The organism is Zavarzinia sp., assembly GCF_041650655.1.
GTDB lineage: Bacteria > Pseudomonadota > Alphaproteobacteria > Zavarziniales > Zavarziniaceae > Zavarzinia.
Map to the genome: position 1 here is coordinate 21306 of NZ_JBAZKR010000035.1, position 21560 is coordinate 42865.

The 21560-nt window shown below is 68.1% G+C and carries 26 protein-coding genes; 10 read left to right on the forward strand and 16 right to left on the reverse strand.

Features of this window, described 5'->3' with window-relative positions:
• Nucleotides 1–2: 2 nt before the first annotated feature.
• The 3 genes from WC493_RS10015 to WC493_RS10025 all read right to left on the reverse strand — a co-directional run bounded on the left by WC493_RS10015 (nt 3) and on the right by WC493_RS10025 (nt 3461).
• Nucleotides 3–1130: an amino acid ABC transporter permease gene (locus WC493_RS10015; protein ID WP_373065123.1), complete on the reverse strand. Its 1128-nt coding sequence runs from the start codon at nt 1128–1130 to the stop codon at nt 3–5.
• Nucleotides 1131–1144: 14 nt separating this feature from the next.
• Complete coding sequence (locus tag WC493_RS10020; protein WP_373065125.1) at nt 1145–2332, reverse strand: amino acid ABC transporter permease; 1188 nt, start codon at nt 2330–2332, stop codon at nt 1145–1147.
• Between the two features lie 109 nt (nt 2333–2441).
• A complete protein-coding gene (locus WC493_RS10025; RefSeq protein ID WP_373065127.1) occupies nt 2442–3461 on the reverse strand; it encodes an amino acid ABC transporter substrate-binding protein in 1020 nt (339 codons plus the stop codon).
• A gap of 241 nt (nt 3462–3702) precedes the next feature.
• Here WC493_RS10025 and metC point away from each other — a divergent pair, with 241 nt between their 5' ends.
• Genes metC through WC493_RS10040 form a run of 3 tightly spaced genes read left to right on the forward strand, consistent with a single transcriptional unit; the run spans nt 3703 to nt 5947 of the window.
• On the forward strand, nt 3703–4890 hold the full coding sequence (gene metC, locus WC493_RS10030; protein WP_373065130.1) for a cystathionine beta-lyase: 1188 nt from the start codon (nt 3703–3705) through the stop codon (nt 4888–4890).
• 44 nt (nt 4891–4934) lie between these two features.
• Nucleotides 4935–5297 (forward strand): hypothetical protein, encoded by a 363-nt coding sequence (locus WC493_RS10035; protein ID WP_373065132.1) that lies wholly within the window; start codon nt 4935–4937, stop codon nt 5295–5297.
• 47 nt (nt 5298–5344) lie between these two features.
• Nucleotides 5345–5947 carry an AAA family ATPase gene (locus tag WC493_RS10040; protein WP_373065134.1) on the forward strand — a complete coding sequence of 201 codons (603 nt, stop codon included), beginning with the start codon at nt 5345–5347 and terminating at the stop codon, nt 5945–5947.
• Here WC493_RS10040 and WC493_RS10045 read toward each other — a convergent pair.
• On the reverse strand, nt 5944–6426 hold the full coding sequence (locus tag WC493_RS10045) for a Fur family transcriptional regulator (RefSeq protein WP_373065136.1): 483 nt from the start codon (nt 6424–6426) through the stop codon (nt 5944–5946). The two genes, WC493_RS10040 and WC493_RS10045, sit on opposite strands and share 4 nt — an antisense overlap.
• A gap of 68 nt (nt 6427–6494) precedes the next feature.
• Between WC493_RS10045 and hisI the strand changes: the two genes are divergently transcribed.
• Nucleotides 6495–6887 (forward strand): phosphoribosyl-AMP cyclohydrolase, encoded by a 393-nt coding sequence (hisI, locus tag WC493_RS10050; protein ID WP_373065176.1) that lies wholly within the window; start codon nt 6495–6497, stop codon nt 6885–6887.
• Here the strand turns inward: hisI and WC493_RS10055 are convergent.
• Genes WC493_RS10055 through WC493_RS10070 form a run of 4 tightly spaced genes read right to left on the reverse strand, consistent with a single transcriptional unit; the run spans nt 6878 to nt 10384 of the window.
• Entirely contained in the window at nt 6878–8173 is a 1296-nt protein-coding gene (locus WC493_RS10055; protein ID WP_373065138.1) for a D-arabinono-1,4-lactone oxidase, read from the reverse strand. The genes hisI and WC493_RS10055 overlap by 10 nt on opposite strands.
• Complete coding sequence (locus WC493_RS10060) at nt 8170–9270, reverse strand: hypothetical protein (RefSeq protein WP_373065140.1); 1101 nt, start codon at nt 9268–9270, stop codon at nt 8170–8172. Before WC493_RS10060 ends, WC493_RS10055 begins: the two co-directional genes overlap by 4 nt.
• Nucleotides 9201–9470, reverse strand: a complete 270-nt coding sequence (locus tag WC493_RS10065) for a hypothetical protein (RefSeq protein ID WP_373065142.1) — start codon at nt 9468–9470, stop codon at nt 9201–9203. The genes WC493_RS10060 and WC493_RS10065 overlap by 70 nt, the downstream gene beginning before the upstream one ends.
• Nucleotides 9467–10384 (reverse strand): ABC transporter ATP-binding protein, encoded by a 918-nt coding sequence (locus WC493_RS10070; protein ID WP_373065144.1) that lies wholly within the window; start codon nt 10382–10384, stop codon nt 9467–9469. The genes WC493_RS10065 and WC493_RS10070 overlap by 4 nt, the downstream gene beginning before the upstream one ends.
• Before the next feature lie 108 nt (nt 10385–10492).
• Between WC493_RS10070 and WC493_RS10075 the strand changes: the two genes are divergently transcribed.
• Nucleotides 10493–11551 carry a trans-acting enoyl reductase family protein gene (locus tag WC493_RS10075; RefSeq protein WP_373065146.1) on the forward strand — a complete coding sequence of 353 codons (1059 nt, stop codon included), beginning with the start codon at nt 10493–10495 and terminating at the stop codon, nt 11549–11551.
• A 2-nt stretch (nt 11552–11553) separates the two neighbouring features.
• Here the strand turns inward: WC493_RS10075 and WC493_RS10080 are convergent, their stop codons facing one another.
• On the reverse strand, nt 11554–12192 hold the full coding sequence (locus tag WC493_RS10080) for a glutathione S-transferase family protein (protein ID WP_373065148.1): 639 nt from the start codon (nt 12190–12192) through the stop codon (nt 11554–11556).
• Between the two features lie 50 nt (nt 12193–12242).
• A complete protein-coding gene (locus tag WC493_RS10085) occupies nt 12243–13301 on the reverse strand; it encodes a patatin-like phospholipase family protein (RefSeq protein ID WP_373065150.1) in 1059 nt (352 codons plus the stop codon).
• A gap of 59 nt (nt 13302–13360) precedes the next feature.
• On the opposite strand from WC493_RS10085, the gene WC493_RS10090 reads away from it, so the two are divergent.
• Entirely contained in the window at nt 13361–13759 is a 399-nt protein-coding gene (locus WC493_RS10090; protein ID WP_373065152.1) for a BrnT family toxin, read from the forward strand.
• Nucleotides 13740–14096, forward strand: coding sequence for a helix-turn-helix domain-containing protein (locus tag WC493_RS10095; RefSeq protein ID WP_373065154.1), 357 nt, complete (start codon nt 13740–13742; stop codon nt 14094–14096). Before WC493_RS10090 ends, WC493_RS10095 begins: the two co-directional genes overlap by 20 nt.
• A gap of 34 nt (nt 14097–14130) precedes the next feature.
• Here WC493_RS10095 and glpK read toward each other — a convergent pair whose 3' ends face one another.
• Entirely contained in the window at nt 14131–15642 is a 1512-nt protein-coding gene (gene glpK, locus WC493_RS10100) for a glycerol kinase GlpK (RefSeq protein WP_373065156.1), read from the reverse strand.
• Between the two features lie 98 nt (nt 15643–15740).
• Here glpK and moaA point away from each other — a divergent pair, with 98 nt between their 5' ends.
• Nucleotides 15741–16766, forward strand: a complete 1026-nt coding sequence (gene moaA / locus WC493_RS10105; protein WP_373065158.1) for a GTP 3',8-cyclase MoaA — start codon at nt 15741–15743, stop codon at nt 16764–16766.
• Nucleotides 16767–16774: 8 nt separating this feature from the next.
• Complete coding sequence (locus WC493_RS10110; protein ID WP_373065160.1) at nt 16775–17554, forward strand: NAD kinase; 780 nt, start codon at nt 16775–16777, stop codon at nt 17552–17554.
• Nucleotides 17555–17908: 354 nt separating this feature from the next.
• Here the strand turns inward: WC493_RS10110 and WC493_RS10115 are convergent, their stop codons facing one another.
• Complete coding sequence (locus WC493_RS10115) at nt 17909–18334, reverse strand: DUF6362 family protein (RefSeq protein ID WP_373065162.1); 426 nt, start codon at nt 18332–18334, stop codon at nt 17909–17911.
• 122 nt (nt 18335–18456) lie between these two features.
• On the opposite strand from WC493_RS10115, the gene WC493_RS10120 reads away from it, so the two are divergent.
• Nucleotides 18457–19092 (forward strand): S24 family peptidase, encoded by a 636-nt coding sequence (locus tag WC493_RS10120; RefSeq protein WP_373065164.1) that lies wholly within the window; start codon nt 18457–18459, stop codon nt 19090–19092.
• Nucleotides 19093–19096: 4 nt separating this feature from the next.
• Here the strand turns inward: WC493_RS10120 and WC493_RS10125 are convergent, their stop codons facing one another.
• From WC493_RS10125 to WC493_RS10140, 4 genes are all read right to left on the reverse strand, one after another.
• Nucleotides 19097–19888, reverse strand: coding sequence for a hypothetical protein (locus WC493_RS10125; protein WP_373065166.1), 792 nt, complete (start codon nt 19886–19888; stop codon nt 19097–19099).
• 54 nt (nt 19889–19942) lie between these two features.
• The gene (locus tag WC493_RS10130) at nt 19943–20365 is read right to left on the reverse strand and encodes a hypothetical protein (RefSeq protein WP_373065168.1); all 423 of its coding nucleotides are present in this window, start codon (nt 20363–20365) and stop codon (nt 19943–19945) included.
• Nucleotides 20362–20967 carry a UDP-4-amino-4,6-dideoxy-N-acetyl-beta-L-altrosamine N-acetyltransferase gene (gene pseH / locus WC493_RS10135; RefSeq protein ID WP_373065170.1) on the reverse strand — a complete coding sequence of 202 codons (606 nt, stop codon included), beginning with the start codon at nt 20965–20967 and terminating at the stop codon, nt 20362–20364. Before pseH ends, WC493_RS10130 begins: the two co-directional genes overlap by 4 nt.
• Nucleotides 20968–21029: 62 nt before the next feature.
• The coding region (locus WC493_RS10140) for an aldehyde dehydrogenase family protein (protein ID WP_373065172.1) at nt 21030–21560 on the reverse strand (531 nt) is incomplete at its 5' end.

Here is a 21560-nt window from a genome sequence, read left to right on the forward strand (position 1 = left end):
CGTCACTTGCGGTGGCCGGTATCGAGGCGGCGCTCGATCATGAGCGAGACACGGGACATGGTGAAACAGAAGACCCAGAACACCAGGGCGGCGAAGACGTAGCCTTCCTTCTCCAGGCCGATCCAGTTGGAATCCTTGGTCGCGACCCGGATCACTTCGAGAACGTCGAACAGGCCGACGATGTAGACCAGCGTGGTGTCCTTGAAGAGCGAGATGAAGCTGTTGACGATCGACGGGATCACCAGCTTCAGGGCCTGGGGCAGGATGATCATGCGCATCATCTGCCAATAGGACAGGCCGAGCGCTTTGGCCCCCTCGTATTGCCCCTTGGGGATCGCCTGCAGGCCGGCGCGCACCACTTCCGCCATATAGGCCGCGGTGAACAGGGTGACGCCCACGAGCGCGCGCAGCAGCTTGTTGAAATTGACCCCTTCCGGCAGGAACAGCGGCAGCATGACCGAGGCCATGAAGAGCACCGAGATCAGCGGCACGCCGCGCACCACCTCGATGAAGACGACCGAGGCCGAACGCGCCACCGGCATGTTCGAGCGCCGCCCGAGAGCGAGCAGGATGCCGATCGGGAAGGACGCCACGATGCCGGTGACCGAAACCACCAGGGTCACGGTCAGGCCGCCCCAGCGCGACGTCTCGACCTCCTCCAGGCCCAGGAAGCCGCCGGTCAGCAGCACGAAGGCCAGCACCGGATAGGCGGTGAGCAGGAAGAGCACGGTCCAGCGCCGCGCGGGCGAGCGGAAGGCCGTCGAGATCAGCGCCATGAAGCCGACGAAGAAAACCAGTATCGGCCGCCATTGCTCGCCTTCGGGATAGAAGCCGAACAGGATCTGGTTGAAGCGGACCGAGATGAAGGTCCAGCAGGCGCCGGTCGCAGTGGCACAGGCCTCGCGCGTCGCACCGGAGAAGGTGGCGTTGATGAACGCCCATTCGATCAGCGGCGGCAGGGTCTCGTAAAGGATGAAGAGCGCCAGCAGGGTCAGGCCGGTATTCACCCAGCCCTTGAACAGATTGCTGCGCAGCCAGCCGACGATACCGACCATATTGGCCGGCGGCGGCTGGGGCGGCGTCGGGGTGAAGACGAAATCGCCGGTATCGGGGGTGGTGCCGTTGGCCATCTGCCGTCTCCCCCTCAGCGTTCGACCAACGCCTTGCGGGCGTTGTACATGTTCATCAGGAAGGAAATGATCAGGCTGAAGGTCAGATAGACCGCCATGGTGAGGGCGATCACCTCGATCGCCTGGCCGGTCTGGTTCAGCACCGTGCCGGCAACCACCGCGACCAGTTCGGGATAGCCGACCGCGGCGCCGAGCGAGGAATTCTTCAAAAGGTTCAGATATTGGCTGGTCAGCGGCGGAATGATCACCCGCATCGCCTGCGGGATGATCACCAGGCGAAGTGCCAGGCCGCGGCGCAGCCCCAGCGCTGCCGCGGCCTCGGACTGGCCCTTGGAGACGGCCAGGATGCCGGACCGCACCACTTCCGAAATGAACGCCCCGGTATAGAGCGAGAGCGCGAAGAGCACGGCCATGAACTCGGGGATCATGACCAGGCCGCCCTTGAAGTTGAAGCCCTGCAAGGTCGGATAGTCGAACGTGAGCGGGAAGCCGGCCGCTGCCGCGGCCAGCAGCGGCAGGCCGACGATGGCGCCGAGCCCGGCCCAGAAGGCGGGAAACAGCTTGCCCGTGGCTTCCAGCCGCTTGTGCGCCCATCGGGTGATGGCAATCGCCGCCACGATGCCGAGCACCAGGGCGACCGGCACGACCCAGAAACCGTCCAGTGCGACCGGCGCCGGGACATAGAGGCCGCGCTGGTTCAGGAACATGCCGTCGAAGGGCGACAGCGACTGGCGCGGCCCCGGCAGGGTGCGCAACACGGCGAAATACCAGAAGAAAATCTGCAAGAGCAACGGGATGTTGCGCAGCACCTCGACATAGACCATGGCCAGTTTCGAGATCAGCCAATTGCCCGACAGCCGGGCGATGCCGATGGCGAAGCCGATGACCGTGGCGAAGAAGATGCCGATGGCCGAGATCAGTACGGTGTTCAGCAGGGCGACGATGAAGGCTTCGCCATAGGTGGCCGACTGGCCATAGGGGATCAGGGACTGGATGATGTCGAAGCCTGAAGGCTGAAACAGGAAGCCGAAGCCCGTATTGATGTTGCGGCTGGCCAGATTGTGGGACGTGTTGGAATAGAGGTACCAGCCGACCACCACCACCCCGACCAGCAGGACCACCTGAAAGACCACAGAACGGAACGCCGGATCGTTCCAGATCGATGTGCCGCGCCCGCTCGCCGTCCCGTCTTCCTTAGCCATGCATCGCCCCCTTCACCGACCGCAGCCGGACCCTCGGCCCTGTAAAGCAAGACGGCGCATCACGAGGTTTCCCGTGATGCGCCGCGACTGGCTCTTCCCTTGTGTCCGATCAGCGGAACGGCGGGGCGTACTGCAGGCCGCCCTTGTTCCACAGCGCGTTGATGCCGCGGGCGATCTTCAGCGGCGAACCTTCGCCGACGTTGCGGTCGAAGATTTCACCGTAATTGCCGACCTGCTTCACGATCTGATAGGCCCAGTCGTTGGAGAGGCCCATCGGCGTGCCGAATTCGCCCTCGACGCCCAACATGCGGCGCACTTCGGGATTGGTCGACGACTTCTTCTGCTCTTCCACATTGGCGGCGGTCAGACCGTAATCTTCGGCCGCGACCATGGCGAAGAGCGACCACTTCACGACGTTGAACCACTGGCTGTCGCCCTGGCGGACGACCGGGCCCAGGGGCTCCTTCGAGATGATCTCGGGCAGCACCATGTGGTCGTCGGGCTTGGAGAGCGCGATACGGGTGGCATAGAGGCCCGAGGCGTCGGTCGTATAGGCGTCGCAGCGGCCCGAGTCATAGGCCGCGACGGCTTCCGAATTGGAGCCCAGCGCGACGACGGTGTACTTGAGGCCGTTGGTCTTGAAGAAATCCGACAGGTTGAGCTCGGTCGTGGTGCCGGTCTCGGTGCAGATCGAGGCGCCGTCGAGCTGCTTCGCCGAGGTGATGCCCAGCGACTTCCGCACCATGAAGCCCTGACCGTCGTAATAGGTGACGCCGGTGAAGGACAGGCCCTGCGCCGTGTCGCGGTTCAGGGTCCAGGTGGTGTTGCGCGACAGCAGGTCGACTTCACCGGACTGCAGGGCGGTGAAGCGCTCCTTGGCGGTCAGCGGCGTGAATTTCACCTTGGTGGCGTCGCTGAACACGGCGGCGGCCACGGCGCGGCACACGTCGACGTCGATACCGGAATAATTACCCTTGTCGTCGGGCGCGGAGAAGCCCGCGAGGCCGGCGCTGACCCCGCATTGCACGAAGCCCTTTTTCTTCACGTCGTCGAGCGTGCCGGCCTGCGCTGCGGTAACGGTACCGAGCGCCAGCAGCGCGCCAATCGTGAACTGGCTCAGCTTGTTCATCTCAGGAAGCCCCCTTTTGGCAATGGCTGACCGGTCGATCTTGTCTCGATTCAATCCGATCGAGGGTTACGCTAACAGCCAATCGCGCGGCTTGCCAAGCCGGATGGCGCAGATTTTGTGCGCCGCACAGCGCACTTTGGCATTTGCGCCCGCTCTTTAGGCAGTGCGACAAGAGCCACAGCCGGGGCGACAGAAGGCCCGCCTTCGGCTATCAAAACTCCTTCGAGAGAAGGAGACGGAAGTGTCGCGCAAAGCTCGCCCGGATACGGAAATCGTCCACGCCGGCCGCCGGCCGTTCGACCACCAGGGCGCGGTCAATCCCCCGGTCTATCACGTCTCCACGATCCTGTTCCCGACCCTCGACGCGATCGAGGCCGCCCACAGGCCGAGCGACGATCCCCGCCGCGTCACCTATGGCAGGCGCGGCACACCGACCAGTTTCGCCTTCGCCGAAGCCATGGCGGCGCTCGAAGGCGGCGCCGGCTGCGTCATTACGCCGTCCGGCCTCTCGGCCTGCACCACCGCCCTGCTCGGCCTCGCGAAGGCGGGCGACCATGTCCTGATGGTCGACACCTGCTATGGCCCGACGCGCAATTTCTGCGACGGCGTGCTGACCCGCCTCGGCGTCGAGACGAGCTATTACGATCCGCTGGTCGGCGCCGGCATCGCCGCCCTGATCCGGCCGAATACCAGCGTGATCTTCCTGGAGAGCCCGGGTTCCCTCACTTTCGAGGTGCAGGACGTGCCGGCGATCGTGGCCGCGGCCAAAGCGGCCGATCACGAGATCGTGACCGCGATCGACAATACCTGGGCCGCCGGCCATTTCTTCAAGCCGCTGAGCCTAGGCGTCGACGTTTCGATCCAGGCGGCGACCAAATATATCGTCGGCCATTCGGACGCCCTGATCGGCACCATCGTGGCGAACCAGAAGATCTTCCCGCGGCTGCAGCGGACGGCGGGCGACCTCGGCCTGTGGACCGGGCCGGACGACATGTATCTGGCGCAGCGCGGCCTGCGCACCCTCGCCGTCCGCCTGGAGCGGCACCAGGAGACCGGCCTCGCCCTCGCCCGCTATCTCCAGGCCCGTCCGGAAGTCGCCCGCGTGCTGCACCCGGGCCTGCCCGGCGACCCCAGCCACGCCCTCTGGAAGCGCGACTTCACCGGGGCGAGCGGCCTTTTCGGCGCCCTGCTTCACCCGGTTTCACACGACGCCCTGGCCGCCTTCCTCGACGGTCTCGAATTCTTCGGCATGGGCTGGTCCTGGGGCGGCTACGAGAGCCTGTGCATCCCCCAGCACCCGGAGAGCCTGCGCAGCGCTACCCGCTGGACCGAGCCCGGCCCCCTGCTCCGCTTCCACGCCGGCCTCGAAGACCCGGCCGACCTGATCGCCGACCTGGAGGCCGGCTTCGCACGGATGGCCGGGGGGTGAACCTTGCTTTGAAGTGGACAGAGGGCAGTATCGAGAAGAAAGTTATGAGCATTGTTCATCGGCGATCCCATATCGAGGCCATGACGAAGACGACTCAGGGACAGCGCTCCGACCTGCCGAGTTCGGCGATGTCTCTTGCCGAATTGCGGTCGGAGACATTTGGTGCAGCCCTCACGGCTGCCTTCACCCGTGCTGCGACCGAGGCTGTTCGGCAGGCACGGGAGGCCGGCATCACCGTCGCCGGCGACTTGCCCGAAGGGCCAACCGCGGCGGCCTCTGCGCATGCCCTTGTCATAAAGACCCTCTGGGAGAATTCGGCGCACCCCGATGTCCGCAAAGGCCGGGGAACTGGCCGCACCAAGCTGGTCCGTTCGCCGGGTCACAAAGCAACCGGTTCCGCCTATTGATACCCGGCATACGACCCACAAAGCTCTGATGACGGGAGCGAACGGCGATGCAGTTGATGTGGCTGGTCGCCGGGCCCAACGGTTCAGGAAAATCGACGGTTGCGCGGTCGCATTTGATTCCACCACCCGGTCTTGAGCACATCAACGCCGACGACATAGCAGCCGAAATGCGGCGCGACGCCCCCACGGAACCGGAAGACAAACGGAGCCTGCGTGCCGCCCGGGAAGCCGATGCCCGTGTCGACGCCTGCATTCGGGATGAGCGCAGCTTTATGGTCGAGACAGTGCTTTCATCCGGCAAATATTGGCCGCGCGTGACCCTCGCGAAGGCCAAGGGATTTCTGTTTGTCCTGACCTACGTCGTCCTGCGCGACCCTCAGCTTTCGATCGAGCGTGTAAGCCAGCGCGTCGCCGGTGGAGGCCATGACGTGCCGTCGGACCGGATCGTCTCCCGATGGCACAAGTCGGTCTACAGCCTCCGCCGGTTCGCCGAGCAGGCCGACGCCGGCCACATTTTCGACAACAGCACCGTCGGACGCCCCACCCTGATCGCGCAACGTTTCGACGAAGGTTGGCGCCAACTCGCCCCTTGCCGAATTCCCGAGATCGAAGAGGCCATGGCCGGCCTTTGGATTCCCTTGCGCCCTTAACCCGCCCGGCAAGCCGCGCAGGTGCCCGTCAGTTCGATCGATACCGTGTCGACCTTGAAGCCCTGGGCGGCGGCGCGGGCGGCGAGGTCGGCGATGGCGGCGGGGTCGCCCAATTCGGCGACTTCGTGGCAGCGGTTGCAGATCATGAACTGACCGGCGTGGTCGGTGCCGGGATGGCTGCAGCCGACGAAGGCGTTGAGCGAGGCGATGCGGTGCACCAGGCCTTGCTCGATCAGGAAATCCAGGGCGCGATAGACCGTCTGGGGTGCCACCGTCTTGCCCTCGACTTCGCCCAGGCGGGCCACCAGATCATAGGCGCCGACCGGCCGGTGGCTACCCAGCACCAGCTCGAAGACCTGGCGGCGCAGATCGGTCAGGCGGGCACCGCGATCGGCGCACAGCGCCTCCGCGCGCGACAGGGCGTCGGCGATGCAGCGGTCGTGGTCATGCGCGTGGGGATGGTGGTTACTCATTGCCATGCACTATACCGCCTCGGGCCGGGGATGCTACAAGCCCATGTGATATTATCACGCAGGAGTGGACGGTGATGGACGACAGCGCGATCGAACGGGTGCTCGCGGCGGTGAAATTCGACGCCCAGGGCCTGGTGCCGGCGATCGCCCAGGCCCATGACGGCGGCGAAGTCCTGATGATGGCCTGGATGAACCGGGACTCGCTGATCGAGACGCTGAAGAGCGGCCGCGTCGTCTATTGGTCGCGCTCGCGCCAAGCGCTGTGGCGGAAGGGCGATACCTCGGGCCACGAGCAGCACCTGCGCGAGCTTCGGATCGACTGCGACGGCGACACGCTGCTCGCCATCGTCGACCAGACCGGGGCTGCCTGCCACACCGGCGCCCGCACCTGCTTCTTCCGCAAGGCGGACGTGGCCGGGCTTGCAGAGGCGGAGACTTTCCGCCCCTGCGGCCACGATCACGCCTGAGGCTCGAACAGCCCGCGCAGATAGTCGTTCAGGAACAGGCCCTTGGGATCGAGCCGGCGGCGCACCGCCTGGAAACGCTCCCAGTCGGGATAGAGGGCGGCCAGTTGCGCCGCCTTCAGCGTATGGAGCTTGCCCCAATGAGGCCGGCCGCGGTGATTGGCGAAGATCGCCTCCATAGCGGCGAAATAGGCGGTGAAATCCTCGCCCGCCAGGCGGTGCACGGCGATCGTGGCACTGTCCCGCCCCGAGAAGGGGCTGAGCCAGACGTCGTCACCGGCGACATAACGGAATTCGACCGGGAAATAGACGCGGGTTCCGGTCTGGCGGAACCAGGCGCGGATCTCGGCGATACAGTCGAGCCCCTGCTCCGCCGGCACGGCATATTCCATCTCGTTGAAGCGGACGAGCCGGTTCGAGGGGAAGAGCCGTTCCGAATGGTCGACGAAACCGCCCCCGCCGCCCAGCACTGCCGAAAAGCGGGCGAGCGGGCCGGTCAGCGGCGGCAGCACGCGCGCGAGCTGGGCCATAGTCCAGAGCGCGCCATTCTCCAGCACCAGTTCCTTGACACCCCGGAAACGGCGCCCGCGCGAGGGAGCGGCATCGGTCGGGTCCAGAGTCTTCACCACTGCCTTGTCGGAGAGCGGGAACCAGAAGAATTCGGCATGGCGATGGCCCGCCGCTTCCTCCGCGAAGCCTGAAAGCGCGCTGTCGAGCGAGCGGACCGTCAATCCCTCGCGGAGCGAATAGGCGGGCACGCAGGCCAGCGTCAGGGTCGAGAAGATGCCGATCGCACCGATCGAGCAACGTGCGGCGGCGAAGATCTCGGGCTCGTGCTCCCCGTCGCAATCGATCACCGAACCATCCGCAGTGACCAGCCTGAGCCCCCGCACCATCGAGGAAAAATTGCCGAGGCCCTTGCCCGTGCCGTGGGTCCCGGTGCCCACGGCACCGGCGATCGCCTGGGCATCGATGTCGCCCTGGTTGGCGAGGCCAAGGCCCCGCTGGCGCAGCAAGGGGCCGAGGCTGCGGATCGTGGTGCCGGATTTCACCGTCGCCTGCTCGCCCTCGACCGCGATCAGCCCGGCATGGCCGGCGAGGGTGAGCTGGGCGCCCCCGGTGACGCAGAGCGGCGTGAAGGAATGGCCGCTGCCGACGACGCGAAGCGGCAGTCCGCGCGCCGCCGCCTCGCGCACGGCGGCGACGATCCCGGTCTCCTCGACCGGGGTAAAGGCGACGGCCGGCGAGGCGGTCTGAAGCCCGGACCAATTGCGCCAGATTTCCGTCATGGCCGGTCCCTCCGGGGCGTGGTGAAGCGGGTCGCCAGCAGGACGGCGAAACCCGCGACCTGGACGAGCGGCCCGACGATGCCGATCACCGGCGAAATGCCGCCGAGCGGCAGGAAGGCGGCGATCACCTCGCCCCCGCCCGCCCCTTCGAGGAGCGCCGGCACCAGGCCGTAGAGCACGACGAGATAGAGCATGGCGGCGACATGGCCGCGCCGGGCCGACGGCCCGAGGACGACGTAATAAATCAGCAGCCCGTCGCGCAGCAGGAACAGGAATTCGGAGCCGAGCTGGCCCGCCGCAGCGCCGTCCCCTCCCAGGCTCGCCACCGCCGCGATGCCGAGCAGCAAGACGACCGGCAGGCCGGCGACCGACATCGGCAGGTCTTCGAGGGCACGGCCGATCTCGCCGCGCTTTGCCCGTTCACCCAGCCGGCGCAGGCGGACGATGCTCTTCGGCTCCAGCAAGGCGGCCAGCCAATTGGCCCCGAGCAGGACGTGGAAGCCCAGCGTATTGGCGATCAGCCCGCCTTCGAACTCGCGGATCGCGATCGCCTGCAACACGCCCCCGGTGAAACCGCCGACGAAGACGAAGAGGAAGCACAGGAAGGTGACCCAGGCGATCGGCCGGCAGCGGTATTGCAGCTCGGCCCGCATCAGGCGCCAGCAGCCGACCCAGGCCCAGACGGTGAAGAGTCCGGTCGCGAACAGGGCGAAATCGGCCGCGGGGAAACTCATCCCGTACCAGGTCACGGAAACGTCGAAACGGGTCAGCGCCGGGGCGAATTGGGCCGAGACGAGGATCGCCAGGATCTGGGCGAAAGTGATCTGGAAGCGGCGGACACCCGCCTGCAGGCGAAGCTGCACCAGCCCGAACCAGAGCGCCACCGCCTGGGCGAACAGCCCGGTCTCGACCAGGCGGACGGGCGCCCAAGGATCGCCCGCGAGGCCGCCGCCCAGCAGCACGGCGGCGAGACACATGAGGCCGCCGTACCAGGCATAGGAGGTGCCGCCGAAGAGCTTGCCCAGGGTCATGGCGAAAGGCCCGATACCCGACAGGCGCTGGCCGTCCCAGGTGCGCGCCTGGACCTCGGAAACCATGCGTCGCAGGCGAGCCTGGTGCCCCAGAAGACGAGCAGCAGCCAGCCCACGATCATGGCGGCGCCGGCCATGCCCGCGGCCTTGTCGAAGGTCCAGCCGAGCAGGAAGACGAGGAAGAGGATCGCCGGCATGGCGATCAGCCGCTGGGTCGAGAGTTCGAGCCAGAGGTTACGGCGGAATTCGGGATTGAGTGCGCTCATGTCCGTGCCGCCCTCACCTTTTCGAGATAGCGGTCCTGCAGGCTGCCATGGTCCTCGGCCAGGGCCGCGACGGGCAGGCCGCGGCCCACCAGGTCGCGCAGCAGCGCCGCCTGGGCCGCGAGATCGCCCGGGAAATCGAAGGTGGCGCTGTGCCCGTCCGGGCCGACGACGACATCGGCGTAACCGGCCAGGAGCGCCGACGGGTCCGCCGCCCCGGCCAGCACGAGGCGGAGCCGGCGCGTGGGCACATGGCCCGGCTCGCGGCCGCCGATCGGCGCATGGTCGACGATCCTGCCGTTGTCGACGATCAGCATATGGCTCGAATAATCCTCGAGCTCGGCCAGGATGTGGGACGAGACGACGACCGTCATGCCTTCGGACTGCAGGCCACGGATCAGGTCGGCGAGACCGGCGCGGGCTTCCGGGTCGAGGCCGGAGGCGGGCTCGTCCATCAAGAGGATGCGCGGGCGGTGGATGATCGCCTGGGCGATGGCGAGGCGCTGGCGCAGCCCGCGCGACAGGCCGCCGGCCTTTTCCTCGAGCCGGTCGCCGAGGCCGAGGCGGGTCGCCGCGTCGCGCGCGGCTTGGGCCTGGTCCCCCGGCACGCCATGCGCCCCCGCCCAATAGAGCAGGCAGCGGAACACCGTGAGGTCGTCGTAGAGGCCGAAGAATTCGTCGAGGAAGCCGAGCAGCCGGCGCGCCCTGCGCGGTTCTTCGGCCGTGTCGATGCCGCCCAGCCGCACCGTGCCGGCATAGGGCACTTCGAGCGAGGCGAGGCAGCGGAGCAGCGTCGTCTTGCCGGCGCCGTTCGGGCCGACCAGGGCGGTCACCGTGCCGGGCGCAATCGAGAAACTCACCCCATCCAGCGCGCGCTTGGCCGGATAGTCGAAAATCAGCCCTTCGACCTCGATCATGTCATCCCCCGTGGCCCGCGGGATTGTGGTGGCGCCGGGCCGGAGATGCAACCCGTGCCGCGCAGGCGCCATCCGTGCTATTGCTGCCGGCAAACGAGGAGAGAGACGATGACCGGGACCATCCTTCTCTATGGCGCGACCGGCTATACCGGCCGCCTGATCGCCGAAAAGGCGGCGCGGCGGGGCATCGACCTCGTCTGCGCCGGGCGCGACGCCCAGGGTGTCGCGGCGGTGGCGCAGCCCCTCGGCCTGAAGCATCTGGCGGTTTCGCTGGGCGATCCGGCCGGCCTCGACCGCGCGCTCCAGGGCAAGGCGGTGGTGCTCCATGTCGCCGGGCCGTTCTCCGCGACCTCCGCCCCCATGGTCGAAGCCTGCCTGCGAAACGGCGTGCATTACCTCGACATCACGGGCGAGATCGAGATCTTCGAGCGTTGCGCGGCCCTCGGCGAGAAGGCACGGGCGGCCGGCGTCATGCTGATGCCCGGCGTCGGCTTCGACGTCGTGCCGTCGGACTGCCTCGCCCTCCATGTCAAGCGCCGCCTGCCGGATGCGACCTCGCTCACCCTCGCCATGGCCGGGCTCACCAACATGTCGCGCGGCACGGCCAAGACCTCGATCGAGGCGGTCGCGCGCGGCACCGCCGTCCGCCGCGGCGGCCGGATCATGGAGATCGACGGCGTGCCCCGGCGGCAGATCGATTTCGGCAAGGGGCCGGTCGCCGCGATCGGGGTTTCCTGGGGCGATGTCGCCACCGCCTTCCATTCGACCGGGATTCCCGACATCGAAGTCTTCTTCGAATCGAGTGGTCCCCTGGAACGGGCGCTGGGCCTGCCCAGGGCGGTGCGGAAATTCATGGGCACCGGGCCCATGCAGGCGATCCTGAAGCAGCTCGTCACCTGGACCATGCCGCCAGGCCCCGATGCCCGCGTGCGCCAGACCGCGCGGGCGACCCTGCTCGGCGAAGCGCGCAATGCCGCGGGCCGGGTGGTGCGCAGCCGGCTCGAGGTGATCGAGCCCTATGCCCTGACCGCGGAAACCGCCCTGCTGATCGCCGGCAAGGCAGCCCATGGCGGCGCCCTGCCCGGCTATCAGACGCCGGCCGGGGCCTATGGCCCCGACCTCATCCTCGAAATCGAGGGCTGCCGCCGCGAGGACCTGAACGCCTGATCTCAGCGCCCGGGCAGCGGATGGCCGGGCATCAGGTCGTAGGGGTGCTGCCAGCCGGGCAGCGCCTTGATCCGCTCGGCCCAGGCATGGATCGGCGGATAATCCTTGGCCCAGTCGACGCCGAATTCAGCGCCGTAATAGACATAGCCGGCGAGCGACAGGTCGGCGATGGTGAGGCGGTCGCCGACCACGAAATCCCGCCCGTTCAGGTGCCCGGCCAGGACCTTGATGGCGGCGCGCACCCGGCCCTTCATGAATTCCAAGACTTCCGGCGCCGCCGGCCTGGGCGCGAAATTCAAGAGGAAGCGATAGGTCGCGATATAAGACGTGAACTTGTGGTTGTCGAACAGGATCCAGCGCAGGATCTCGCGCCGCTCGGTATCGTCGCGCCAGCCGAACTGGCCCAGTTGCTCGACCAGATAATCCAGGATCACGCCGGATTGCGACAGGCGCACCGCCCCGTGCTCCAGGACCGGCACTTCGCCCATTTCGTTGATGGCGAGATAGGCGGGCGTCCTTACCTCGCCATTGAAGAAGTCGACGAAACGGGGCGTCCAGTCGGCCCCGGCCAGCGCCAGGTAGAGCGCCGGCTTATAGGCGTTGCCGGACTGGGCGAAGCAATAGAGCGTGTAGTCGGCCATTCGGTCCCTCCCTTATCGGGGGAACACGATAGACGAAGCCGCCGGCCCTTCTATCGCCGCCTGGAGATGGGGGATATGCGCAGGCGCCGGACCGCCAGATCGGGGAACGGCGGCGGTTCCGCCTCGCCCAGCCACGACAGCACGGCCTTCCAGCCGGCATTGGCGCCCTTGAGCAGGCGGCCGCGGCCGCGTTCGATCTTGCGCACCTCGCGAAGCCGCCGGCTCGGCCGCACCACGGCCAGATGGGGTTCCGCGCCCATGGGCAGGCGCGGGCCGGCCAGCTTGGCCACCATGTCGTAATAGCGGGCCGGCCGGTTCATATAGGCTTCGGCGATGGCGGGCGAGATGTGGCGGGCGAGCAGGCGCGCCACCGTGGGCCGGCTGGGACCGCCGTCGATGCCCGGCTTTTCCGCCCGCGTCGCCAGCACCAGGATATGGGTCGCCCCTTCCGCCGCCGCCAGGGCATAGGCGATCGGCATCGACAGGGCGCCGTCGACCAATCGCCGCCCGCCCGGCCCGGCGACCGGCGGCCCGCCCACCAGGGGCAGCCGGGTCGAGGCGCGCAGCCCGGTCAGGATCTCCTCCCCGCTGGAAAAGCCCGTCAGGGCCACGGCGGAGCCGTCGGCCACGTCGGTCGCCATCATGGTCAGGGAAATGGGCGAGGCCAGGATGCGCGCCGTATCGAGCGGACGGATCCGGGTCATCACCTGGTCGATCAGATAATCGATGTTCATCACCGGCCGGCGGATCAGCGCCCGGCCGAGGCGAAGGAAGGTCGGATTGTTGATATTCTCGTAGAAGATCCGCGTGCCGTAGAGCGCCTGGCCCGCCAGCAGATAGGCGGCGGCGCAGGACCCCGCCGAAGTGCCATAGACCGCGTCGAAGCAATCGACCAGCCCACGCGCCTCGAGCGCCGCGACCATGCCGCCCCCGACCACGCCGCGCATCCCGCCACCCTCGATCACCAGGGCGAGGCGGCAGCCGTCGTCCCGCTGCCCGGGGCGCGAGCCGGCCGCCTTGCGCTGCTGGACGAGGCTCGCGACCGCATCGACCGGGGCCGCTTCCGGCGCCGGCCGGCGTTTTCGTGCCGGCCAGAGACGCGCCCGCATTCCACTCACCGTTCCGAGGATCGAAGCGGGATGCTACGCGGGCGGAACCGGTGGCTCCAATGAAAAAAGCGGTTCCCGGGGGTGCGCCCCCGCGTGGCATCAACAAAACTATACGGAACTTCCGCATCCGCTCCTTTGCCAAAAGTGCGGAAATTCAGTACATTCGCGTCATGAGGACGCCGACCGAATTCGATTGGAATCCCGCCAAAGCCGCGGCCAACGCGACCAAGCACCATGTTTCGTCCAATGGTGCCATCGCGGTTTTCCTGGACCCGAAGGCTGTCGTCGTTCCCACCATCCGCGTCGACGACGGCGAGGAGCGCTTCAAGGCGATCGGTCGCATCGGCACCAAACTCTATGCCCTCGTTTTCACCATGCGCGGCGACATTTGCTGGGTGATCTCCGCCCGTCGCACGAACAAACAGGAGGACCGCACTTATGGCCCGCTTGAAACTTGACCCCGCCAATCCGCCGAAGTTCTCCGCCGCCGAGCTGGCTGCCCAGGACACCATGACCGACGAGCAAATCACCGCCGCAGCCCTGACAGACCCCGACAATCCGCCGATGTCGGAAGACGAAATCGAGCGGATCCGCGTCGCCGCCCTGGCCCAGCGTGCCCGCAAGGCGCTCGGACTGACCCAGCGCGAATTCGCCGCTCGTTTTCACATCAGTCATGGCCGCCTGCGCGATATCGAGCAGGCCCGCGGTACCAGGCCGGATACCGCCCTGACCGCTTATCTCCGCGTGATCAGCCGGGACCCGGAAGCCGTCATGCGCGCCCTGGCGGCCGCTTGAGAATGGCCGGGGCGACCGCCCGCAGCGACCGGCGTCACCCCTCCGCCCGGCTCAACACCCGGGCGACGGCGGCACGCCAGCCGTCCCAGCGGGCCTGGCGCTCGTCGGCGCCCATGGCGGGCTCGAAGGCGCGGTCGAGGGCCCAGGCCTTGGCGATGGCGTCGGTCGAACCATAGATCCCGGCGCCGAGCCCGGCCAGGAAGGCGGCGCCGAGCGCCGTCGTCTCGGTCACCTTCGGGCGCTCGACCGGAATGCCCAGCATGTCGGCCAGGAACTGCATGGCCCAGTCGTTCACCACCATGCCGCCGTCGACGCGGAGCGAGGCGGGCAGCGGCCGCCCTTGCGCGGCGAGATCGGCGCCGATCGCCTCGATCAGGTCGCGCGTCTGGAAGGCCACGGATTCGAGGGCGGCGCGGACGATTTCCGCAATGCCGGTATCCCGCGTCAGGCCGAGCAGGGCACCGCGCGCATCCGGGTCCCAATAGGGTGCGCCGAGGCCGGTGAAGGCCGGCACCATATAGGCCTGCGACCGCGGCCGCGCCGCCCGCGCCAGGGCTTCCGTCTCGGCCGCGCCCTTGAACAGATGCAAGCCGTCGCGCAGCCATTGCACGGCGGCGCCTGCGACGAAGATCGAACCTTCCAGGGCATAGCTGGCCCTGCCCCCCAGGCGCAGCGCCACGGTCGAGAGCAGCCGGTGGCCGGAGGCGATGGCGCAGTCCCCGGTATTGACCAGGACGAAGCAGCCGGTGCCATAGGTCGCCTTGATCGTGCCGGGGGCGAGACAAGCCTGGCCGACCGCCGCCGCCTGCTGGTCCCCCGCGATGCCGCGGATCGGGATGGCGGCGCCGAACAGGCCGGGATCGGTGGCGCCGAAATCGCCCGCCGAGTCCCGCACCTCGGGCAGCAGGCTGGCGTCGATGCCGAGGAGGTCGAGCAGTTCCGGGTCCCAGCGCTGGGCATGGATGTCGTAGAGCAGCGTGCGCGCCGCATTGGTGGCGTCGGTCGCATGGACCTTGCCGCCGGTCAGCCGCCACAGGAGATAGCAGTCGACCGTGCCGAAGGCGAGCTCGCCCCGTGCCGCCAGGCGGCGCGCCTCCGGTACATGGTCGAGGATCCAGGCGAGCTTGGTGCCCGAGAAATAGGGATCGAGCAGCAGGCCGGTGCGGGCGGTGACCAGGGCCTCCGCCCCCTGCGCCTTCAGGCGGGCGCAGGTCTCGGCCGTGCGGCGGTCCTGCCAGACGATGGCATGGTGCAGCAACCGGCCGGTCTTGCGCTCCCAGACCAATGTCGTCTCGCGCTGGTTGGTGATGCCGATCGCCGCGATATCGCGGGCGGCGACGCCGGCATGGCCCAGCACCTCGCGCACCACCTCCAGGGTCGCGGCCCAGATCTCCTCGCCGTCGTGCTCGACCCAGCCTTCGGCGGGATAGATCTGGCGAAGCTCGCGCCGCGCCTCCACCCCTGGGGTGCCATCTTCCGAAAAGAGGATCGCCCGGGTCGAGGTGGTGCCCTGATCGATCGCCAGAATCTGCCGCTTGCCCGCCATGCGCTCCCCCGTCGTTGCCGGGATGGTTCCGGCAGCGCAAGTCCAGGTCAAGCGGCGCGCAATGGTGGCGGCGGAAATTCCGTGCCATAAGAGGGGCCATGCACGGAACCTTTGCCCCGCCGCAGGACAGCCCGCTGGTCGATCCCTTCGCCCGGCGGATCACCTATCTGCGCGTTTCGGTGACCGACCGCTGCGACTTCCGCTGCCAGTACTGCATGGCGGAAGAGATGACCTTCCTGCCCAAGGCCGACCTCCTCACGCTCGAGGAGTTGGACCGGCTGTGCAGCGCCTTCGTAGCACGCGGCGTGCGCAAGCTCCGCCTGACCGGGGGCGAGCCCCTGGTACGCCGGGGCCTGACGACCCTGATTTCGAGCCTGGGCCGCCACCTGAAGAGCGGCGCGCTCGACGAATTGACCCTGACCACCAACGGCTCCCAACTCGCCCGTTTCGCGCCCGAGCTGGCGGCCGCCGGGGTGCGCCGGGTGAACGTCAGCCTGGACACGCTGGATCCGGACGAATTCCGCCGCATCACCCGCCGGGGCGACCTCGCCCCCGTGCTGGACGGCATCGCGGCCGCGCGGGCGGCCGGCATCGCGGTCAAGCTGAACACGGTGGCGCTCAAGGGCGTGAACGAGGAGCAGATCCTGCCCCTGGTCGCCTTCGCGCATGAAGCCGGCCTGGACATCACCTTCATCGAAACCATGCCGATGGGCGACATCGACGGTGACCGCACCGATCACTACCTGCCGCTCGACGCCGTCCGCCGGCAGATCGAGACGCGTTACACCCTGGCGCCGAGCGCCTATCGGACCGGCGGGCCGGCCCGCTATATGCATGTCCAGGGCAGCGGGCGGCGGATCGGCTTCATCACCCCGCTCAGCCACAATTTCTGCGAATCCTGCAACCGCGTGCGTCTCACCTGCACCGGCACCCTGTACCTCTGCCTCGGCCAGGACGACGCGGCGGATCTTCGCGCCGTGCTGCGCGAGACCGACGACGACCGCGTGCTCCACGCCGCGATCGATGCCGCGATCGCCCGCAAGCCCAAGGGCCACGACTTCGTGATCGACCGGCCGGGCGCTGCACCGGCGGTCAAGCGCCACATGAACACCACGGGCGGCTGACCAGCATCATGACTCGCGACCGCGTCACTTTCGTCGCTTCCGAATCCCCGGAAGCCCAGGCCGCCTTGAAGCGCCTGCGCCAGCGCTATGGCGATGCCGGCGACAATGCCGATGTGATCGTGGCGCTGGGCGGCGACGGGCTCATGCTGTCCTGCCTGCACCGGGTGATGACCGGCGGCTTCCATGGCCAGCAACTGCCGATCTACGGCATGAACCAGGGTACCCTCGGCTTCCTGATGAACCCCTATGCCGAGGACGACCTGCTGATCCGCCTCGCGGTCGCCGAATCCTCGACCCTGCATCCCTTGCGCATGAAGGCGCGCGGCCGGAACGGCAAGATCACCGAGGCCCATGCCATCAACGAAGTCTCGCTCTTCCGCGAGACCCACCAGGCGGCCAAGCTGCGGATCTTCGTCGACAACCGGATGCGCCTCGAATCGCTCACCTGCGACGGCATCCTGCTGGCGACCCCGGCCGGCAGCACGGCCTACAACCTCTCGGCCCATGGCCCGATCCTGCCGCTCAACGCCGGCGTCATGGCGCTGACCCCGATCAGCGCCTTCCGCCCCCGGCGCTGGCGCGGCGCCCTGCTCCATCACGAGGCCGTCGTCCGCCTCGAAGTCCTGGAAGCGGAAAAGCGCCCCGTCTCCGCCGTGGCCGACCACAATGAAGTGCGCAGCATCGTCGAAGTCGAGATCGAGGAAGACCGCTCGATCGCCCTCCAGCTCCTGTTCGATCCCGGCGGCGCGCTCGGCGAACGCATCCTGACCGAGCAGTTCGCGCCTTAGGCCTCTGGCAGGCCCTCAGGCGCCGGGCGGCCGCGTCCGCGGCCTTGGCTCGCTCCGCTGAAGCTCCGCGGGGCCTCAATGGCCCATATTTCTTTGGCCCTCAGGCGCCGGGCGGCCGCGTCCGCGGCCTTGGCTCGCTCCGCTGAAGCTTCGCGGGGCCTCAATGGCCCATATTTCTTTGGCCCTCAGGCGCCGGGCGGCCGCGGCCGCGGCCTTGGCTCGCTCCGCTGAAGCTCCGCGGGGCCTCAATGGCCCATATTCCTTTGGCCCTCAGGCGCCGGGCGGCCGCGGCCGCGGCCTTGGCTCGCTCCGCTGAAGCGCCGCGGGGCCTCAATGGCCCATTTACTTTGGCTCTCAGGCGCCAGATGCACCGGCCCTTGCACCTGGAAGGGCGGGCGCTGGGGCGTTGTTCAGTCTTCCGGCGATGATGCGCAGCGCCGCGGCCTGGCGGTTGGCGATCGTGTTGCGGTGGCAGCCGATCATGCGGGCGAGGCGGGCGGCCGAGAGGCCGGAGGCGAGCGCCCAGGCGATGCGGCGCTGGGCTTCCGTGAGCCAGGCGAGCCAGGAAATCGTCGCCTCCAGCCGGTCGATCGCCCCGGGTGCCGGCGGCCCCAGGCGAACACGCGGGCCGGCGGCGGCATAGGCCGTGACCGCTTCCCGCACCACGTCCGGCCAGGCGGAATGCAGGCCGGCGCGGAATTTGGCGTCCGCATCGGGCAGGCGGCGCAGCGTGTCCGCCGCTTCCTCGAGCCGCGCCGCGACCATCTCACTCGTCCACATGCCGCCCCTCCCGCCTGCGTTGTACGGGCCAAAGCCTACCATTGAAAAGGAACAAAACAAGAACAATTTGCCCAATCCGGGCAAATGCTGTAGAAGGGATGTACACGGAACGGGAGCAATCCATGTCCAATCGCCTGGCCGAAATGCGCCGCCGGGCCGGCCTGACCCAGGACCAGCTGGCCGAAGCGGCCGGCACCGTCCGCTCGCAGATCGTGAAGCTGGAGCGGGGCGAGCGCCGCCTGACGGTCGACTGGATGCTGCGCCTGGCAAAGCCGCTGGGCTGCGAGCCCAAGGACCTGCTGCCGCCGGAGGAACCCGCGACCAATGCCCTGCCGGCCAGCCCCTGGGCGCTCGGCCCGGGCGGCGTGCCGGCGCGCGACCTGCCGGTCTGCGGCGCGGCGCGGGGCGGCGCCAACGCCCTTTTCGTCGACCAGGGCCAGGCGCTCGAACATGTCTACCGGCCGGCGCAACTGGCCGGCGTCGCCAATGCCTTCGCCGTCTATGCCGTCGGCGACTCGATGGAGCCCAAGTATCAGGCGGGCGATCTTCTGTTCGTGAACCCCAACCTGCCGCCGGTGAAGGGCTGTTTCGTGGTGGTCGAGCTCGGCGCCCACGAGGCTTACGTGAAGCAGTTCCTGCGCCAGTCAGACGACACGCTGGTGCTCCGCGAATTCAACCCGGAAACCCGGGACCTGAGCTTCCCCGTCACCCGCGTGAAGGCGATCTACCGGATCGTCGGCAGTTGGGAAGGCCGCTGAGCCGTCACATCAGCGAGATGCCCCAACGCCCGCCGGCGCGCACCGCCACGGCGGACAGGCCGTCATCCCACACCAGGGTCGCCTGATCGCCGCGGACGAAGACCTTGAGCGGGCTGCTGCGCACCGTCTTCAGGTGATTCTCGCCGAATTCCTCGAAGACGGACACCATCTCGGGGAAATCGGCCCTGAGCTTGTCCTCCTCCCCTGCGGCGACATAGTTCAGGGCGTCTTCCAGCTTGCCGGCCATCACCGCGGTCAGCATGGCGTCATAGGCCTTGTAGGGATCGGAGGCACGCGCCGCGGCGCCTTCCAGCACTTCGGCCTTCGGGCGCGGCACCAGGTCGACGTCGAAGGCGATCGCTTGGCCGTCGATCAGCGCCCGACCCGACAGGCGGTCGCCGCCCGCCTTCAGGGCCTCGACGTCGGCGGTGCCGAACTGCAAGCCGGCGTCCCCGGGCAGGTAGGCGTTATAGGACCCGGCCCCCGGCGCCTCGACCGGCACTTCGAGCGCCAGGACGGCGCCACCCTCAGCGGTGCCCCGGTACTTCACCACGCCGATGTCGACCAAGGCCAGGGCAGCATCGAGCGGCTTCGAGGCGAGCAGGATGCGGTAATAGGGCTTGCCCCCTTCCCGACCCTCGGCGTCGTCGTAATAGGCGGCGACGCCGTGGCTCAGCGCGAAGGCGACGGGCTCGCCGAATTGGGAGCGATAGGTCCCCGAGACCTCGGCCAGCGCCGGCCCCACGGCGGCCGCCAGCAATGCCGCCAGGACAGCGACCGCGAGCCCCAACCTCATGCGCTCCTCCCCCGGACGTGCAGGGCCAAGTCTAGCCCCAGGACCGGCCGCCCCTCAAGGCAAGGCGTAGGTCACCTGGGCGAGGCGCGCGCCATATTTCTCCAGTTCGGCGATCAGGACGGCATTGCCGGGCGCCACATTGATCCCATAGTGCCCGGCCCGGACCGAAGGGATGGCGGGCAGCGGCCGGTGGCGCGCCGTCGCCTGGTCCAGCGCCGCCGCGACCTGCCCTTCCTCCCCCGGCAGGGTGGAGATGCCGATGAAATTGCTCGACAGGATATAGAGCGTGCCGACCAGGCGCCCGCCGTCCCGCAGCAGGTACCAGACCCGGTAGGGATGCTTCAGCACGAAGGCGCGGTGCGCCGCGTAATCCGGCAAGTCCCGGTGGCTGATGCTGTGGACGCGCGCCTTCAGAAGCTCGTAGAGGGCCGCGACATGTTCCTCCGTCCGGCGCACGCGGATCAGCTCGAGGGTCATGCAGCGGGTGCCAGCGCGATCGAGAAACGGGCCAGCTTGTCGGCGAAACGCTCGGCCACGCCGGCACGCCCGGCGTGCCATTCCTCGCGTGTCAGGCCCAGGAAATGGACACCGATGCGCCGACCGTCCTTCTCCACGTTGGCGCGGCGGAAGCCTTCCTCGGCGAAGCCGAAATTCCGGTGCAGGGCGACCACGGCGGGATTGGTCTCCAGCACTTCGCAATTCAGCTTCTCGATGCCGAGCGTGTCGAAGACGAAGTCGAGGAAGAAGAATTCCAGCGCCGCGCCGAGCCCGCCACGCGCCGCCGCATCGAGGTAGAAGGCCCAGTCGGAACGCTTGTGGCGCCGGTCCCAGGCATTGACCGAGACGATGCCGAGGGGGGTTTCCGTGTCGTCCAGCACGGCGAAGATCAATTGCCGCTCGTCGCCGCGCAGGCGTTCGAGCCAGGCGAAATGTTCCGCCTCGCCGATCACATGGTCGCTGTACATGGCGGCCCGGATGGCGGGCTGGTTGCGGATGTCGCGGATCGCTTCCTGCTGCGCCCGGCTGCACTCGACGATCGGCTTCAGCGTGATCGGGCGCGGGGCCACGGTATCGCTCACCCCAATCCTCCCCCGTTATGATGGGTCCCGTGCCCGGCGGAAACCGGGCACGGGACGGATGCTCAGGCGCCGTAGCCGACGATACCCCGGATCTCCAGGAAATCGTGCATGCCCCAATCGGCATATTCGCGGCCGTTGCCGGACTGCTTGAAGCCGCCGAAGGGCGCGTGGGTATCCCAATCGGGGTAGTTGATGTTCACCGTGCCGGCGCGGAGCTGGCGAGCGACGGCGCGGGCATGGTCGAGATCGGTCGAAGCGACATAGGCAGCGAGGCCGTAGACCGTGTCGTTCGCCTTCTCGATCGCTTCCGCCTCGGTCTTGTAGGGCAGGATCGAGAGCACGGGGCCGAAGATCTCTTCGCGCGAGATCGTCATCTCGTGCTGCACGTCGCCGAACACGGTCGGCTTGGCGTAATAGCCGCGGTTGAGCCCGGCCGGGCGGCCGAGACCGCCGCTGACCAGCGTCGCCCCCTCGTCGATGCCGGCCTTGATCAGGCGCTGCACCTTGTCGAACTGGAGCTGGGAGACCAGGGGCCCCAGCACCGTGTCTTCCGCCAGCGGATCGCCCACCTTGTGGGTCTCGGCCGCGGCGCG

Coding starts and splice junctions, on each gene's coding strand:
- WC493_RS10015 (WP_373065123.1), bottom strand. CDS start 1,130: ATGGCCAACGGCACCACCCCCGATACCGGCGATTTCGTCTTCACCCCG.
- WC493_RS10020 (WP_373065125.1), bottom strand. CDS start 2,332: ATGGCTAAGGAAGACGGGACGGCGAGCGGGCGCGGCACATCGATCTGG.
- WC493_RS10025 (WP_373065127.1), bottom strand. CDS start 3,461: ATGAACAAGCTGAGCCAGTTCACGATTGGCGCGCTGCTGGCGCTCGGT.
- WC493_RS10035 (WP_373065132.1), top strand. CDS start 4,935: ATGAGCATTGTTCATCGGCGATCCCATATCGAGGCCATGACGAAGACG.
- WC493_RS10040 (WP_373065134.1), top strand. CDS start 5,345: ATGCAGTTGATGTGGCTGGTCGCCGGGCCCAACGGTTCAGGAAAATCG.
- WC493_RS10045 (WP_373065136.1), bottom strand. CDS start 6,426: ATGGCAATGAGTAACCACCATCCCCACGCGCATGACCACGACCGCTGC.
- hisI (WP_373065176.1), top strand. CDS start 6,495: ATGGACGACAGCGCGATCGAACGGGTGCTCGCGGCGGTGAAATTCGAC.
- WC493_RS10055 (WP_373065138.1), bottom strand. CDS start 8,173: ATGACGGAAATCTGGCGCAATTGGTCCGGGCTTCAGACCGCCTCGCCG.
- WC493_RS10060 (WP_373065140.1), bottom strand. CDS start 9,270: ATGGTTTCCGAGGTCCAGGCGCGCACCTGGGACGGCCAGCGCCTGTCG.
- WC493_RS10065 (WP_373065142.1), bottom strand. CDS start 9,470: ATGAGCGCACTCAATCCCGAATTCCGCCGTAACCTCTGGCTCGAACTC.
- WC493_RS10070 (WP_373065144.1), bottom strand. CDS start 10,384: ATGATCGAGGTCGAAGGGCTGATTTTCGACTATCCGGCCAAGCGCGCG.
- WC493_RS10075 (WP_373065146.1), top strand. CDS start 10,493: ATGACCGGGACCATCCTTCTCTATGGCGCGACCGGCTATACCGGCCGC.
- WC493_RS10080 (WP_373065148.1), bottom strand. CDS start 12,192: ATGGCCGACTACACGCTCTATTGCTTCGCCCAGTCCGGCAACGCCTAT.
- WC493_RS10085 (WP_373065150.1), bottom strand. CDS start 13,301: ATGCGGGCGCGTCTCTGGCCGGCACGAAAACGCCGGCCGGCGCCGGAA.
- WC493_RS10090 (WP_373065152.1), top strand. CDS start 13,361: ATGAAAAAAGCGGTTCCCGGGGGTGCGCCCCCGCGTGGCATCAACAAA.
- WC493_RS10095 (WP_373065154.1), top strand. CDS start 13,740: ATGGCCCGCTTGAAACTTGACCCCGCCAATCCGCCGAAGTTCTCCGCC.
- glpK (WP_373065156.1), bottom strand. CDS start 15,642: ATGGCGGGCAAGCGGCAGATTCTGGCGATCGATCAGGGCACCACCTCG.
- moaA (WP_373065158.1), top strand. CDS start 15,741: ATGCACGGAACCTTTGCCCCGCCGCAGGACAGCCCGCTGGTCGATCCC.
- WC493_RS10110 (WP_373065160.1), top strand. CDS start 16,775: ATGACTCGCGACCGCGTCACTTTCGTCGCTTCCGAATCCCCGGAAGCC.
- WC493_RS10115 (WP_373065162.1), bottom strand. CDS start 18,334: ATGTGGACGAGTGAGATGGTCGCGGCGCGGCTCGAGGAAGCGGCGGAC.
- WC493_RS10120 (WP_373065164.1), top strand. CDS start 18,457: ATGTCCAATCGCCTGGCCGAAATGCGCCGCCGGGCCGGCCTGACCCAG.
- WC493_RS10125 (WP_373065166.1), bottom strand. CDS start 19,888: ATGAGGTTGGGGCTCGCGGTCGCTGTCCTGGCGGCATTGCTGGCGGCC.
- WC493_RS10130 (WP_373065168.1), bottom strand. CDS start 20,365: ATGACCCTCGAGCTGATCCGCGTGCGCCGGACGGAGGAACATGTCGCG.